The sequence below is a fragment of the Neisseria basseii genome (genome assembly GCF_962707005.1).
GTDB classification, from domain to species: domain Bacteria; phylum Pseudomonadota; class Gammaproteobacteria; order Burkholderiales; family Neisseriaceae; genus Neisseria; species Neisseria bergeri.
In genome coordinates this window covers 60,045-73,724 of the sequence record NZ_CAUIXH010000001.1, presented here as the reverse complement: position 1 = coordinate 73,724, position 13,680 = coordinate 60,045, and the positions used below count along the sequence as shown (strand labels likewise).

General features: G+C 52.8%; 15 protein-coding genes. 8 read left to right on the top strand and 7 right to left on the bottom strand.

Annotated elements, in window-relative coordinates; genetic code table 11:
* Positions 1-5 precede the first annotated feature (5 nt).
* The 3 genes from Q9I99_RS00385 to dcd all read left to right on the top strand — a co-directional run bounded on the left by Q9I99_RS00385 (position 6) and on the right by dcd (position 2,005).
* Positions 6-905 (top strand): recombination-associated protein RdgC, encoded by a 900-nt coding sequence (locus Q9I99_RS00385; RefSeq protein WP_301667849.1) that lies wholly within the window; start codon positions 6-8, stop codon positions 903-905.
* A gap of 51 nt (positions 906-956) precedes the next feature.
* On the top strand, positions 957-1,373 hold the full coding sequence (locus tag Q9I99_RS00380; RefSeq protein ID WP_301667850.1) for an MORN repeat-containing protein: 417 nt from the start codon (positions 957-959) through the stop codon (positions 1,371-1,373).
* 65 nt (positions 1,374-1,438) lie between these two features.
* Positions 1,439-2,005: a dCTP deaminase gene (gene dcd / locus Q9I99_RS00375; RefSeq protein WP_301667851.1), complete on the top strand. Its 567-nt coding sequence runs from the start codon at positions 1,439-1,441 to the stop codon at positions 2,003-2,005.
* A gap of 63 nt (positions 2,006-2,068) precedes the next feature.
* On the opposite strand, the gene Q9I99_RS00370 is transcribed toward dcd, so the two are convergent.
* The gene (locus tag Q9I99_RS00370; protein ID WP_301667853.1) at positions 2,069-2,773 is read right to left on the bottom strand and encodes an SIMPL domain-containing protein; all 705 of its coding nucleotides are present in this window, start codon (positions 2,771-2,773) and stop codon (positions 2,069-2,071) included.
* A gap of 153 nt (positions 2,774-2,926) precedes the next feature.
* On the opposite strand from Q9I99_RS00370, the gene Q9I99_RS00365 reads away from it, so the two are divergent.
* The 4 genes from Q9I99_RS00365 to Q9I99_RS00355 all read left to right on the top strand — a co-directional run bounded on the left by Q9I99_RS00365 (position 2,927) and on the right by Q9I99_RS00355 (position 5,290).
* Positions 2,927-3,886, top strand: a complete 960-nt coding sequence (locus tag Q9I99_RS00365) for a PhoH family protein (protein WP_301667854.1) — start codon at positions 2,927-2,929, stop codon at positions 3,884-3,886.
* A 561-nt stretch (positions 3,887-4,447) separates the two neighbouring features.
* A complete protein-coding gene (relB, locus tag Q9I99_RS00360) occupies positions 4,448-4,645 on the top strand; it encodes a type II toxin-antitoxin system RelB family antitoxin (protein ID WP_301667855.1) in 198 nt (65 codons plus the stop codon).
* Positions 4,629-4,898 carry a type II toxin-antitoxin system RelE/ParE family toxin gene (locus tag Q9I99_RS11410; RefSeq protein ID WP_369415172.1) on the top strand — a complete coding sequence of 90 codons (270 nt, stop codon included), beginning with the start codon at positions 4,629-4,631 and terminating at the stop codon, positions 4,896-4,898. Before relB ends, Q9I99_RS11410 begins: the two co-directional genes overlap by 17 nt.
* A 233-nt stretch (positions 4,899-5,131) precedes the next feature.
* The gene (locus Q9I99_RS00355; protein ID WP_301667857.1) at positions 5,132-5,290 is read left to right on the top strand and encodes a hypothetical protein; all 159 of its coding nucleotides are present in this window, start codon (positions 5,132-5,134) and stop codon (positions 5,288-5,290) included.
* A gap of 105 nt (positions 5,291-5,395) precedes the next feature.
* Here Q9I99_RS00355 and Q9I99_RS00350 read toward each other — a convergent pair whose 3' ends face one another.
* The 5 genes from Q9I99_RS00350 to yjgA all read right to left on the bottom strand — a co-directional run bounded on the left by Q9I99_RS00350 (position 5,396) and on the right by yjgA (position 11,431).
* Positions 5,396-5,800: a hypothetical protein gene (locus tag Q9I99_RS00350; RefSeq protein WP_301667858.1), complete on the bottom strand. Its 405-nt coding sequence runs from the start codon at positions 5,798-5,800 to the stop codon at positions 5,396-5,398.
* A gap of 746 nt (positions 5,801-6,546) precedes the next feature.
* Positions 6,547-7,902 carry a polynucleotide adenylyltransferase PcnB gene (locus Q9I99_RS00345; RefSeq protein WP_301667859.1) on the bottom strand — a complete coding sequence of 452 codons (1,356 nt, stop codon included), beginning with the start codon at positions 7,900-7,902 and terminating at the stop codon, positions 6,547-6,549.
* A gap of 487 nt (positions 7,903-8,389) precedes the next feature.
* Positions 8,390-10,090 (bottom strand): single-stranded-DNA-specific exonuclease RecJ, encoded by a 1,701-nt coding sequence (recJ, locus tag Q9I99_RS00340; RefSeq protein ID WP_301667860.1) that lies wholly within the window; start codon positions 10,088-10,090, stop codon positions 8,390-8,392.
* 68 nt (positions 10,091-10,158) lie between these two features.
* Positions 10,159-10,872 carry a YidX family protein gene (locus tag Q9I99_RS00335; protein ID WP_301667861.1) on the bottom strand — a complete coding sequence of 238 codons (714 nt, stop codon included), beginning with the start codon at positions 10,870-10,872 and terminating at the stop codon, positions 10,159-10,161.
* A 46-nt stretch (positions 10,873-10,918) separates the two neighbouring features.
* Positions 10,919-11,431: a ribosome biogenesis factor YjgA gene (yjgA, locus tag Q9I99_RS00330; RefSeq protein ID WP_301667862.1), complete on the bottom strand. Its 513-nt coding sequence runs from the start codon at positions 11,429-11,431 to the stop codon at positions 10,919-10,921.
* 154 nt (positions 11,432-11,585) lie between these two features.
* Between yjgA and pmbA the strand changes: the two genes are divergently transcribed.
* Positions 11,586-12,917, top strand: a complete 1,332-nt coding sequence (gene pmbA, locus Q9I99_RS00325) for a metalloprotease PmbA (protein WP_301667864.1) — start codon at positions 11,586-11,588, stop codon at positions 12,915-12,917.
* 478 nt (positions 12,918-13,395) lie between these two features.
* On the opposite strand, the gene Q9I99_RS00320 is transcribed toward pmbA, so the two are convergent.
* Positions 13,396-13,599, bottom strand: a complete 204-nt coding sequence (locus Q9I99_RS00320) for a cold-shock protein (protein ID WP_002217533.1) — start codon at positions 13,597-13,599, stop codon at positions 13,396-13,398.
* Positions 13,600-13,680 lie beyond the last annotated feature (81 nt).

Sequence of the window (13,680 nt, the reverse complement as noted above, 5' to 3'; positions counted from 1 at the left end):
ACATTATGTGGTTCAAACAAATCAGCTTTTACCTGCTCGACAAAGAAAAGCTGCCCGAATTGGAAGTCCTTTCCGACAAATTGGCGCAATCCGGATTTGCCCGCTGCCAGGGTTTGGACTGGTTTAGCGAAGGCTTTGCCGCGCCTGTCCCTTTCTCCCCCGATCCGGTCTTCCCTGCCGACGACACTTGGCGCGTCGCCCTGAAAAAAGAAGAAAAAGTCCTGCCCTCCGGCGTTATCCGCGATATTTTGGATGAAAAAATCGCCGAAATTCAAGACAATGAGGCGCGCAATGTCGGACGCAAGGAAAAACAAGAGCTTAAAGAGCAAATTACAGACGACCTGCTGCCCCGCGCGTTTACCCGCAGCAGCCGTACCGAAGCCGTTTTCGATACCCGGCGCGGCTACCTGCTCGTCAACAACGCGGCTTCCGCCAAAGCGGAAAACATCCTGACCAAGCTGCGCGAAGCCTTGGGCGGTTTGGAAGCCTCGCTGCCGAATACCAAACAATCGCCCTCTTCCCTGATGACCGGCTGGCTGCTGCAAGGGCATTGCGAAGGCGGTTTTGAATTGGACAGCGATTGCGAACTCAAAGGCGCGGGCGATGCCGCACCTGTCGTCAAAATCTCCAAACAGGATTTGACCGACGACGAAGTCGTCCAACACGTCAAAAACGGCAAAACCGTTACCCGGCTGGGCTTGGTTTGGCGCGAACAAATCGCCTTTATCCTCACTCAAGACTTCACGCTCAAGCGCATCCAATACCTCGACGTATTGCAGGAAGAAGCCGAAAACAGCGGCGGCGATGCCGCTGGCCTTGCCTTCGCCTCGCAAATCTTAATGGCGGAAGCAGTCGGTACGATGCTCGAAGAACTGATTGCTTATTTAGGCGGCCGGCAAGATTGATTTTTCAGATGGCTTTTATACCGTCGGCCAAAATCCAATGGAATAACCCTTATGCTTAAACACCCCGCATTCCTACTGTCCGCCATTATGTTCGCCCTCCCTGCACCGGCCGCCGTCCTGACTTCCTATCAGGAAGCCGGCTGCACCTACGAGGGCGGTGTCGGCAAAGACGGCAAACCCTCCGGCAAGGGCATATGGCGCTGCCGGGACGGGCGTGGTTATGCCGGTTCGTTCAAAAACGGCAAGTTCGACGGACAAGGCGTTTATACCGTTGCCGCCGGCCGCGAAGTATTTCTCGAACCGTTCAATTCCGACAGTACCAAATTCCGCAATATGGCATTGTCGGGCACATTCAAAAAAGGCCTGGCGCACGGCAGTTTCAGCGTCTCGCAAAACGGCGAAACCCTCTTCATTATGAAATGCGAAAACGGCATGATTCAAGAAGTGAAACTGCCCAAAAACAAATAAGCCCCGTTTTCAGACGGCATTCCCGAATGCTTTGTCCGAACACCGCAAGAAACAAGGAAAACACTATGAGCATCAAGTCCGACAAATGGATACGCCGTATGAGCGAAGAGTTCGGTATGATCGACCCCTTCGAGCCGAACCAAATCAAAAAGTCCGACGGCAAACGCATCATCTCCTACGGCACGTCCAGCTACGGCTACGACATCCGCTGCGCCAACGAATTTAAAATCTTTACCAACATCAACAGCACCATCGTCGATCCCAAAAACTTCGATCCCAAAAACTTCGTTACCGTCGAAGACGACTGCTGCATCATCCCGCCCAATTCCTTCGCACTGGCGCGCACGGTCGAATATTTCCGCATCCCGCGCAACGTCCTGACCGTATGCTTGGGCAAATCGACCTACGCACGCTGCGGCATCATCGTCAACGTTACCCCGTTCGAGCCGGAATGGGAAGGCTACGTTACCCTCGAGTTTTCCAACACCACCCCCCTGCCCGCCAAAATCTACGCCGGCGAAGGCGTGGCGCAAGTCCTGTTTTTCGAGAGCGACGAAATCTGCGAAACTTCCTACAAAGACCGCAACGGCAAATACATGGGGCAAACCGGCGTAACCCTGCCCAAAGCCTGAAACAAAAAATGCCGTCTGAACCCTTATCGTCGGGTTTCAGACGGCATTGCCCTTCACCTCAAATCAGAACTGAACCGTCCCATTGACGCTGATGCTGATTTCCTCCACACCCGGCGCGGCGGAATCCTCTCCCTCCATATTGACGCTTGCCGCCATCGGCATCGCGCGCAACATTTTCGCCCGCACCGCTCCGCCGCCCGCGATATGGCTGCCGATGTGTCCCAAATTCAATTTGACGATTTTATAACCGGACGCACCCAAAACGCCCGCCAACTTTTCGGCACGCGCCTTGAAACGCAAAACGGCATCCTTGCTGACCTGATCGATGACCTCGTTGCGGCGTTCGCGCGACACATAAAAATCCGTATATTCCAACGCTGCATCTGCCTGAACATCGGCAATAAAACGGTTCAACGCATCAAAATCCCTACCCTCGACCTTAAATTCCGCACGTTCCTCCCAGCCCGTTTGGATACGCTTGCCGTTGGTATATTGATAGCGCGGCATCGCACTTCGGGAAACCAATTCGGTTTTAAAGCTGCCGTCTTTCGATTTTCTGTTAAAACTGTTGAATTTTTTAACAAACTCGGCATTGACGGCATTTTTGTCCCGTCCTTCTACCGCCACCTGGAAACGCGCGTACATTGTATCCTGCGCCACCTCGATACCCGCCGATTCGGAAAATTCGACGATGTTGTAATTCAATGCCTCAGCCGCCGCCGGAAAAGATACCGCCAGCAGGGAAGCCGCCAAAATAGAACGCAACATATCCGTCTCCTTACTTGAAAAACCGCCAATCTAGCATATCGGCGCGCCAAATTGCATTAGCGCGAGGCAATTATTTCAAACCGCGTTTTCTCCTGCCGCCAGCAAGGCAAAATAGATTAAAATCACACAATATCCAACCATTCGGATGAACATATGACCCATACCGCCCACCTGCACTTGGAAGAAACCGACAACCCGACGCTGCAACGCCTATGCGGTTCTTTCGACAGCAACCTCGATTCGCTCGCCAAAGCACTCGGCATCAGCATCAGCCGCCGTTTTGAACATTTCACCCTCAACGGCGCATTTGCACACGCCGGCAAACGCGCACTGCTCAAACTTCTAGAAACGGCGCAAACACGCGATTTGGACGACAACGACATCAGGCTTGCCGCCGTCGAAGCCCAAACCGAAGATGCCGGGCATCAGGAAAAAAACCTTGACCACGCCTATTATTTCCGCACCAAGCGCGGCAGCATCGGCGGCAGGACACCCAGACAAAACGGCTATATCCGCGCCCTGCTCAACCACGACATCGTATTCGGTCTCGGGCCGGCAGGCACGGGCAAAACCTATCTCGCCGTCGCCGCCGCCGTCGATGCGATGGAAAAACACCAAGTCGAACGCATCATTTTAGTTCGCCCCGCCGTCGAGGCCGGCGAGAAACTGGGCTTTCTGCCCGGAGACCTGACCCAAAAAGTCGACCCCTACCTCCGCCCGCTTTATGACGCGCTCTACGACCTGATGGGTTTCGACCGCGTCAGCAAACTGATTGAAAAAGGTCTGATCGAAATCGCCCCGCTCGCCTATATGCGCGGCAGGACGCTCAACGGCGCATACATCATCCTCGACGAAGCGCAAAACACCACGCCCGAACAAATGAAAATGTTCCTGACCCGCATCGGCTTCGGCGCGAAAGCCGTCATTACCGGCGACACCAGCCAAATCGACCTGCCCAAAAACATCAAATCGGGATTAAAAGACGCGCGTGAGAAACTGCACGGCGTGGAAGGGCTGTATTTCCATACCTTTACCGGCGAAGACGTTGTCCGGCACCCTCTGGTGCAAAAAATCGTCGAAGCCTACGAATCGGCAGAACACGAACGGGAATGACGGGGCAGATGCCGTCTGAAAGGAAACGCAGAGGGGGCTTTTACCGGCATGGGACAACAGGGACATGACCGCGCAAAAATCCGACGGGCAAGTTACCCCGTATTTTCGCCGGGACGGCGGTTACAGACTTCAAACGGCAGCAAGCCCTAAACGAACACCCCAAAACGAACAGGACGAAGGCGGCACAGGCGGCAAGCACCCCGCCGTCCTCCCGCATTGCCATTACCTGTGAGTCCGGTAGGAAACCTCGAACCGTCCTGCGGAACGTGCGCCCGATTTATCTTGGCAGACAGTGCTTCGGCAGCTTTCAGATTGACGCACGGCATTCCGCCCGAACAAGAATGACGTATGCCGTCTGAAGCCTGAAGCTTAGGCAAGTTAAAATCGAAAATAATTGAAATCCGACTGAAAAAGACGGCCGGCGCATCGAATGGGAAGCACAGAAAGAAGAGCGGCGCGCAGCTTCCCTGCTGTTGGCGGAGCAGTGCGAAACGCGCGGCGCATAGGCGTTAGCCTGCGCGCGGTCGCGTTGCGCCGCAAACGAAAAGGAGGAAAGTACAGATGACCACAGCCGTTTTAGATTACCGCCTGTCGGAATTTGACACCGTGCAAGAAGCGGAAGATTACGACACTTGGCTGGCGCGTAAAGTCGAAGAAGCAAGAAAAGCCGGGATTGTCAGCCATGAAAGCGCAATGGCGCATTTTGCCGCCAAGAGAAACGAGCGGCTGAAGGGATTGAAAAATACCCTTATTCCTTGAATGGACAAAACCCGCGATTGCCGATACAGACGAAATCATCGATTACATTTTTGCCGACAATCCCGCCGCCTTTGACTTTGAGCAGATTATCCACGAAAGCGCGAACAATCTGACCGTTTTGCCATATCCCGGCAGGTTGGGAAGAGTTCCGAAAACGCGCGAACTGATTTTTCATCCTAACAAAGTTTGCGAAGCAATCTCGCTCACGCGGCTTGACCTTGACAGGTTTGGAAACGACCCACGCTCAAGGTGAGAGGGACAGAGCCCCCGCAGGTTCGCCCCAAAGGACGGACTCATCACACCGCAGGTTCAGGTTCGCCGCCGCCGTCCTTTTTTGTTTTTTGCAGAAAAACGACGATTCCTCATATATAACTTATTAAAAAATAGGCTGTGTTTGAATACTCGGTTGATTCCATCCGTTTGTAAGGGGAAACGCCGGTTGCACTGTCGCCGTCGGTTTATGCGAAGGTTTTGCCATTGAACGGAATGTTGACGCAAAAGGCCGGCAAATCGGAAATGGCAAGGCGTTTGGGGATAACGCCGCAGGAGTTTCAGCGTGTAGCGGAATTGAACGTAACCAAAATCGATATGCCGGCACGGGTGCCGGCCCTGCCGGGCAGGCGGCTTGAGGTGCGCCCTGCTTGAGTCAAACCGATTTTTACAAGGAGAACGTAGGGTTCTTTTTGAAATCTTCAATTATTGATGGTAAAGATATCAGTTAAGCCAAACAACATAAAACATAAGCATATCTTACCAACATGAAACAGATGTAATAATATTATCTTCAATCCAAAATAAAGCATTCAATTTTTCTGATTGATAAAAATCTCCTTTTAAATCTAAAGTTAAGTCATTAATATTTATATTTTTCATTATATTAATAAATTTATTAATGGGTAAGCTAATAATGCTTATGTCGTTTAAATATAGATTTTTATAAATTTCAAACCCACTACAGATTAAATCATTTGTTAAAGTAATTGAAATACCAAATTCGTTAGAAATATATTCAAAATCTAACTCACCATTAGCAAGTCCTTTATCAATATATGCTAAATTGAAATTATATTTAATTAATAGATCTTTAGGGCATTCTTTATTCAAAAAGAATTCATTTACACCTATATTGGGCAACCAAATCCACTTATTTATCATAAAATAGTTTCTGTTAGTGTTTATGTTTCATAGAATGATTTTCACCTGTTTCATTCATTTTATTGCGCCAATGTCGTACTTGTCTTTCAAGAGGTTTAAGTTCTTTTTTTGAAAGTCTTTGCTGTTTCGCTTCTTTTAACGCCTTTTATGTTGAACTATGTACCGGTTTTTGACGGCACATGCCTCACTGATCCGCACGGCTTTCAAATAAGCACACAGTACGGATAGGGAATATAAGCCCGAGGTTTAAAACCTGAAGCCCGATCGGTCGCAAAAACAAAAACGGATGCGGAGGTCTGATTCCGTATCCGTCTTATCCGGCAGCCGGCGGATTTTCAGTCAAACTTCCTGTACTTGACCGCCCCGCCCGTACAGAACATCGCCACAGAACATCGCCACAGAACATCGCCGAAGTTGCCCGCATACACGCCCGCCTTGCCTTATCTCGCTCCGCACGCTTCAAATGTCTTCTGCAACGGCGTGACGCTGCATACATACAGGACCGGGCGGGTATGGGAAAGACCGGCTTCAAGGATGCCGCTTTCCAATACGGCGATGCGGTGTTCCAATTCTTCCGGCAAAGGCAGGAAACGCGGCACGCGCGCCGAAAATATATTTTTTCTTCGTTGCCCTTAATGGTTCAAACCATCCGGGGCGGGGGTTGTTTTTTTGAAGCCGCGTCCAAACGGTGCGGAACGCGGACCGCGCCTTATGCGTCGGAACGCCGTTGCCCTTTCCTGCCGGCGTTATGTCCCGGCTGCCGCCGCCGGCTTGGGTTTGCGCCTGCGACGGCGGCGTTTTTTCGCCTGTCCTTCGTTTTTTTCGTGTCGGGCGGCGGCTTCGTTTTTGGTCATCTCCGACCGCTGTTCCGCCGATGCCGTCTGAAACGCCGTCCACCACTCGGCAAGTGCGCGGTCCGCATTGCCGGTTTCGGCGCGCAAGAGCAGGAAATCATAAGCGGCACGGAAACGCGCCTGTGCAAACAGTTTGTGCGGACGTGCGCCTTTGCGGTTTTCAAACTGCGGCTGGAACATCCAAATTTCGCGCATCGTGGCGGAAAAGCGTTGCGGCACGCCCCAGCCGCGTTCGACGGTTTCGCGCATCGTATTGATTGCATCGGACAGGGCGGGCGCGGGTTTCAAACCCTGTTGCAGATTGCTTTTCCAATGGCGGTCCAACTCGGGCCACATTAACGCTGCCAACACAAAGCCGACCGAAACCGATTTGTCGGCACGCAGCCGCTCATCGGTATTTTTCAGGGCAAGCACCGTCATTTTTCCGGCGATGCCATCTGAAACGCGCAAGGCATTGAGCAGCGGATGGATGTCGTCCGGTATGTCAAATCCGTTCAAACGTTTCAGACACTCGCGCGCGTGCCCTGAAAACAGCAGTTTCATGATTTCGTCGAACAGCCTTGCCACAGGTTCGTGCTTCAGACGGCATATCGATTCGTCAATCGGTGCGGCGGTTTCTTCCGACAGTTCAAATCCCAATTTGCCCGACAGGCGGATGGCGCGCAAAATCCTGACAGGGTCTTCCTGATAGCGTTCGGCGGCATCGCCAATCATAACCAGCCTGCGGGCGGCAACATCGGCAATCCCGTTGTGGAAATCCAAAATCTCTTCTTTTTCAGGATCGTAATACAAGGCATTGCAGGTAAAATCGCGCCGCATCGCATCTTCTTCGATGCTGCCGTAGGTGTTGTCCTTCATGATTCTGCCGCGCGCGTTCTGCTGAACCTTCGCACCGCCGCGAAACGTCGTTACTTCGATAATCTCCGCACCGTTCATCACGTGGACGATTTGAAAACGCCTGCCGATGATGCGGCTGCGGCGGAAGAGTTTGTGCACCTGTTCGGGCGTGGCATCGGTTGCGACATCGAAATCCTTGGGTTCGATGCCGAGCAGCAGGTCCCTGACCGCGCCGCCGACCACATAAGCCTGAAACCCCGCCCCTTTCAGGCGGCGTATGACGTTTTCGGCGGCAAAGCTCAACATTTCGACACGGATGTTGTGTCTTTCGGCGGGAATGACCGTTTTGCTTTCCGCTTTTTTACTGCTCCGACCGGAAGGCAGCATCTTATTCAACCATTTTTTCAGCATAAGTATTCTGACCCGAAGAGCGGCATCTCCACGGGCAACCGTGTTCAGACGGCATCAGGCGGTACGATTCCGCAAGATGCCGAAAACCATAAACAAAAGGCGTAGAAACTACGCCGTCCGAATCACGCCGCCCTCGCGGCGGCAACGCGTCATTATAACAGATTGCCCTTTAAAAAATTCCGCCGACGGCAATCCAGTCGGCAAAGAAACGGCATCGGCGGACTTTGCCCGCCGGACGCGTCCGAATGAATAAGCCCTGACGGCTTCTATTTTTCTCAAAATCGGAAAGGTTTTAACCGATTGGACATTTTCAGCACATTTTTTAGCGCATTTTTATGCGTCGGATTACACGGACAGGCTGTTTTGCACAGGCTTCAACCGGTTTAAAAACTTCTCCCGTCCGCCTTAAACGCGCGTCAAAATGCCGTCTGAAGCCGTTTTACCCGTTACGCGGAATGATGCGGGCAGGCAGAATCCTACCTTTCCCTTAAGCCGCTTCCCAGTAATCGATATACAGCTGCAATTCGAGATTGTTGCGCCATTCGTTGGCCACGGGGCGGTAAACCGTGCGGATGTATTCGGGGATGTCTTCGCTGCAACGCCAGAACATCGCTTCAAATTCGCAGCCGTCTTTTTGCAGCCACGCTTTTTTGTGTTTGCCTTCCGCGCCCAAAGGCTGCTGGCGGACGACATGAAATTCGTCGGTAAAACTCGGCGGCGCGAAGCCTTGTCCCCAAACGTGGCGGGCGAGGTTTTGCGCCTGTTCCAACGTGATGTCGCGTGCAGGCAGGCTTCCGTCGGTGATGAAGGTTTGCGACAAATCGTCTTCGTACACCATCTCGCGCACGGCTTCTTCAAAGGCCGTCTGAAACGCGGGAATATTGTGTTCGAGTATGCTCAAACCCGCCGCCATCGCGTGTCCGCCGAATTTCAAAATCAAATCGGGATGGCGTTTGGACACCAAGTCCAAAGCATCGCGCAGGTGCAGATTGGGAATGGAACGCCCCGAACCGCGCACTTCGCCGTTGTCGGCAGGCGCAAACACGATGGTCGGACGATAAAAACGGTCTTTGAGGCGGCTGGCAACAATGCCGACCACGCCTTGATGGAAGTCGTCGCGATACGCCACCAAAGTCGTCTGCCCCGGAGGGAGTGTTTCGGGAAAGGCGTTCAGTGCGTCTTGCAGCATAGACTGCTCGATTTCGCGGCGTTCGATGTTGAGGTTGTTCAACTGGGCCGCCAGTTCTTGCGCCTCGGCATCATCTCGCGCCAACAGGCAGGCAATGCCGACCGACATATCGTCCAGCCGTCCGGCAGCGTTGATGCGCGGGCCCAACGCAAAGCCCATATCAAACGGCTGAGCCTTGCGCCAATCGCGCCGCGCCACTTCAAACAAGGCACGGATGCCGGGGCGCATTTTGCCGGAACGCATCCTTTTCAAACCTTGCGACACGAGGATGCGGTTGTTGTGGTCAAGGGGGACGACGTCGGCGACGGTACCAAGTGCGACCAAATCCAAAAGGTCGCCCAGATTCGGCTCTTTGATGCCGTCTGAAAAATAATTGCGGCGGCGCAGTTCGGCACGCAACGCCGTCAATACATAAAAAATCACGCCCACGCCCGCCAAGCTTTTGCTTTGAAAACCGCAGCCTTTTTGGTTCGGATTGACGATGATGCAGTCGGGCACGGTCTCGGCAGGCAGATGGTGGTCGGTCACAATCACATCCAAACCCAGAGCCTGCGCGCGCGCCACGCCTGCAATACTGGCGATACCGTTATCCACCGTAATCAGCAAATCCACACCTTGCTCTACCGCGATTTCAGCCAGTTCGGGCGTTAAGCCGTAGCCGTGCTCAAAGCGGTTGGGCACGAGGAAATCCACTTTCGCGCCCATCGCCGCCAAACCGTCCAAACCGACGGCACACGCAGTCGCGCCGTCGGCATCATAGTCGGCGACAATCAGGATTTTTTCCTTGCGCCCAACCGCATCCGCCAAACGGCGGGCGGCGGCTTCGCAGTTCGTCAGCGTTTGATAAGGCAGGAGGGAAGCGAGTTTGTCGTCCAATTCGGCAGGACTTTGCACACCGCGCGAGGCACAAAGCCGGGCGATTAAAGGATCGGCACCGGCGGTGAGCAAATGATTAAAAACGTTGGTATTGACGGATCGGGTTTGGATTTTGACGGACATAGCGCGGGGTTTTACAGTGCGGGTGTGCTTGAAATGCCGTCTGAAGGCTTTTCAGACGGCATTACCGTTCATTTGTCTGAGGAATTCGAGACTGCAATCAACGCTGCGATAGGCAAGGCCAGCACCGCGCCCACCGCATCCAGTATCAACGTGGTGGGCGTATTTGCAATATTTTCAAACAACTTGGATTTGTCGGTATGTTTTTTCGTAACCGTGTAATAAATATCGGCAGGCACACTTTGCTCAAAATGATAATCGGCGTTCAGTTTTTGCGGTGTGGCGTAGTATTTGCCTTTGGCGGAGACGCAGCGCGTGTAAATAGTCTGTTTGTCGAGTTTGACCGCTTCAAACTCAAGCTGCTTCAGCTTGGCGATGTCGGCAGGTCTGTCGGTATCGTAGCGCAGGCAAAGGTCGTCGGTACTGAAATTCTGGCTGGCGGGCGATTCGAGTTTGACCGGCAGGGCTTGGTAGGCAAAGCGCGGGTTGGGCTCAACCATTTGAAACTGCTTGTCCAACCCTGCCTTCAAAATGCCCGTCAGCTTCGCCGAATCTTCAGGATTGACGACGAACCAGTATTTCCCGCCCATCATCACCAGGCTGCCCTTTTCCAATTGGGCATTGTCTTTGGCAACCACACCGAAGGCGCGGATTTGGTCTTTGTCAACATGTTTGCGGGCGGTCGTTTCGCTGAACGGGCTGTTCATACCCCACATCATTACCGTACAGCCGTTAAGCATCAAGGTTGCCGCCAAAACGGCGGCGGTCGTTTTACGGAACAACATTTTATCCTCCAATCTAAATAACGGCGGATGCCGTCTGAAAATATGCCTAAGCTTCCCCTGTTCCGCCTTGGCTTTCCATGACCGTTTTCAATTCTTGAAACAGGGCGCGGAAATTTTTCGGCGGTTTGTTTTGCTCCTGCTCTTTTTTGGTATTGCGGATGAGCGTCCTCAGCTTGCCCGCGTCCGCATGCGGAAAATCCGACATAAACTGCGTCAACGCGCCGTCGTCTGCCAACAGCCGTACGCGCGCCTGTTCCACACGTTGCAAAAAGGCGTTGTGCGCCGCATCGTCGCCGCGCAGCTTGGCAAGAAACGCCTCAATGGGCGCGGGATCAGTATCGCGCATCAGCCTGCCGATAAATTGCGCCTGCCGCTTGAGCGCGCCGTTGGACGTAATTTTTTTATAGGTAACGACGGCTTCGTACAAATCTTCGTCCAAGCCAATTTTTTTCAGCGTATCGTTTGAGAGCTTGGTCAACGCCATACCCAAATCCTGCAAATCGTTCATCTGCTTTTTCATTTGGGTTTTGCTGACCCATTCATCTTCTTGTTCAAACATCTTGGTTCTCAAATTTTATCCGACGGGCGCATTTTAACAGAATGCCGCCGCGTTCAGACGGCATTTTGCACTGCCCGCCCTGCAAACGGCACGCTTTTGCCCCTGCCGCCCGAAACGGTTAAAATGCCGCAACGCTCCACCAAGAAAGATTGTTATGCTGTTCAACCACACCGCCTCCGAACTGCTCGACCTCTGCCGCCGCACGCTCGACTTAGCAAAAGCGACGGGCGCAACCGCCGCCGAAGCCGATTTCAGCGAATCATTGGGACAAAGCGTCAGCGTGCGGCTGGGCGAAATCGAACAAATCGAGTTCCAGCAGGACAAGTCGCTGGACATTACCGTTTACGTCGGCAAACGCAAAGGCCGCGCCAGCACTGCCGACTTCTCCGAAAAAGCCCTGCAAGACACCGTCAAAGCCGCCATCGACATCGCCCGCTACACTGCCGAAGACGATTGCGCAGGTTTGGCAGATGCTTCGCTTATGGCGCAACACGTTGGCGACCTCGACCGTTACCACGAATGGGATTTAAGCACGGAAGCCGCTGTTGAGTTGGCAAAACAATGCGAACAAGCCGCCCTGAACGAGGATGAACGCATCGAAAACTCCGAAGGGGCAGCGGTACAAACCGGACATTACCAATACGTTTACGGCAACACCCACGGTTTTGCCGCACACCAGCAAGGCACACGCCACAGCATTTCATGCAGCGTCGTTGCCGCCGACGAAAACGGCATGCAGCGCGACTACTGGTACGATTCCTCCTGCCGACATCAAGACATGGACAGCCCGACGCAAATCGGTCAAACCGCCGCCGAACGTACCTTGCGTCGTTTGAACAGCCGCAGCATTCCGACTGGAAGCTACCCCGTCCTATTCGATGCGACCGTTTCGGGAGGTCTGATCGGACACCTCGTCGGCGCACTGTCCGGCGGCTCGCTCTACCGCCAAAGCAGCTTCCTGATTAACAGCATAGGCAAACAGGTTCTGCCCGATTTCCTCAGCCTGCGCGAAGAGCCGCATATTCCCCGCGCCTTCGGCAGCACCTATTTTGATTCCGAAGGCGTCGCCACGCGGCCGCGTTTCGTTATCCGCGACGGCATTGTCGAAGGCTATTTCCTCAGCAGTTACAGTGCGAGGAAACTCGGTATGCAGACCACGGGCAACGCCGGCGGCGCGCACAACCTTTATTTGAACCATACGCACGAAACGCAATCAGACCTGCTGAAAGAAATGGGCACGGGATTGTTGGTAACCGAGCTCATGGGGCAAGGCGTAAACGCCATTACCGGCGACTACTCGCGCGGTGCGGCGGGTTTTTGGGTGGAAAACGGCATCATTGCCTACCCCGTCCATGAAATTACCGTTGCCGGCCGCCTTCAAGATATGTACCGCAACATCGTCGGCGTGTCCGATGATGCCTTACGCCGTTCGTCCAACCAAATCGGTTCTATCCTGATAGGAAGCATGACGGTTGCCGGCAACTGAAACCCCAACCGGATGCCGTCTGAAAGCAAAGGGCTGAACCTACAACGGTTCGGCCCTTTGTTGATATAGTGGATTAACAAAAACCAGTACGGCGTTGCCTCGCCTTAGCTCAAAGAGAACGATTCTCTAAGGTGCTGAAGCACCAAGTGAATCGGTTCCGTACTATTTGTACTGTCTGCGGCTTCGTCGCCTTGTCCTGATTTTTGTTAATCCACTATACATCATTTCTTTTAGATTTCCGCAAAAATCCCTGACAAACAATCTGCACATTTTTTAATCATATAGGATTTTCCCTTATTCCTCAGCATACTATCAAACATATCCACAACAGGATTCACACAGGCTAAGGATAAAGCAGATAAAAAGACACCTGTTCTTTTCAGACGGCATTCCCCCTGTTTCTGCAAACGGCAAAACAAAACGGCAGGACATCGTCTGTCCTGCCGTTTCACATATACGGTTTCCCGTACACTCGGGATTAAGCAGCCTGAATGTTAGCAGCTTGTTTGCCTTTAGGGCCGGTGGTTACGTCGAAAGAGACGCGTTGGCCTTCTTTCAGGGTTTTGAAACCTTCCATATTGATCGCTGAGAAGTGAGCGAACAAATCTTCGCCACCTTCGTCAGGAGTGATGAAACCAAAACCTTTAGCGTCGTTAAACCATTTTACGATACCGGTTGCCATTAGAAACTTCCTATACTTAAAAATTAACAAAATCAGCAAAATAAGGCATACAGCAAACTTAAACGTTCAGCGTTTCTCCCC

Coding starts and splice junctions, on each gene's coding strand:
- relB (WP_301667855.1), top strand. CDS start 4,448: ATGACCACAGCCGTTTTAGATTACCGCCTGTCGGAATTTGACACCGTG.
- Q9I99_RS00355 (WP_301667857.1), top strand. CDS start 5,132: ATGTTGACGCAAAAGGCCGGCAAATCGGAAATGGCAAGGCGTTTGGGG.
- Q9I99_RS00380 (WP_301667850.1), top strand. CDS start 957: ATGCTTAAACACCCCGCATTCCTACTGTCCGCCATTATGTTCGCCCTC.
- Q9I99_RS00320 (WP_002217533.1), bottom strand. CDS start 13,599: ATGGCAACCGGTATCGTAAAATGGTTTAACGACGCTAAAGGTTTTGGT.
- Q9I99_RS00350 (WP_301667858.1), bottom strand. CDS start 5,800: ATGATAAATAAGTGGATTTGGTTGCCCAATATAGGTGTAAATGAATTC.
- dcd (WP_301667851.1), top strand. CDS start 1,439: ATGAGCATCAAGTCCGACAAATGGATACGCCGTATGAGCGAAGAGTTC.
- Q9I99_RS00385 (WP_301667849.1), top strand. CDS start 6: ATGTGGTTCAAACAAATCAGCTTTTACCTGCTCGACAAAGAAAAGCTG.
- Q9I99_RS00370 (WP_301667853.1), bottom strand. CDS start 2,773: ATGTTGCGTTCTATTTTGGCGGCTTCCCTGCTGGCGGTATCTTTTCCG.
- Q9I99_RS00345 (WP_301667859.1), bottom strand. CDS start 7,902: ATGCTGAAAAAATGGTTGAATAAGATGCTGCCTTCCGGTCGGAGCAGT.
- Q9I99_RS00365 (WP_301667854.1), top strand. CDS start 2,927: ATGACCCATACCGCCCACCTGCACTTGGAAGAAACCGACAACCCGACG.
- pmbA (WP_301667864.1), top strand. CDS start 11,586: ATGCTGTTCAACCACACCGCCTCCGAACTGCTCGACCTCTGCCGCCGC.
- Q9I99_RS00335 (WP_301667861.1), bottom strand. CDS start 10,872: ATGTTGTTCCGTAAAACGACCGCCGCCGTTTTGGCGGCAACCTTGATG.
- recJ (WP_301667860.1), bottom strand. CDS start 10,090: ATGTCCGTCAAAATCCAAACCCGATCCGTCAATACCAACGTTTTTAAT.
- yjgA (WP_301667862.1), bottom strand. CDS start 11,431: ATGTTTGAACAAGAAGATGAATGGGTCAGCAAAACCCAAATGAAAAAG.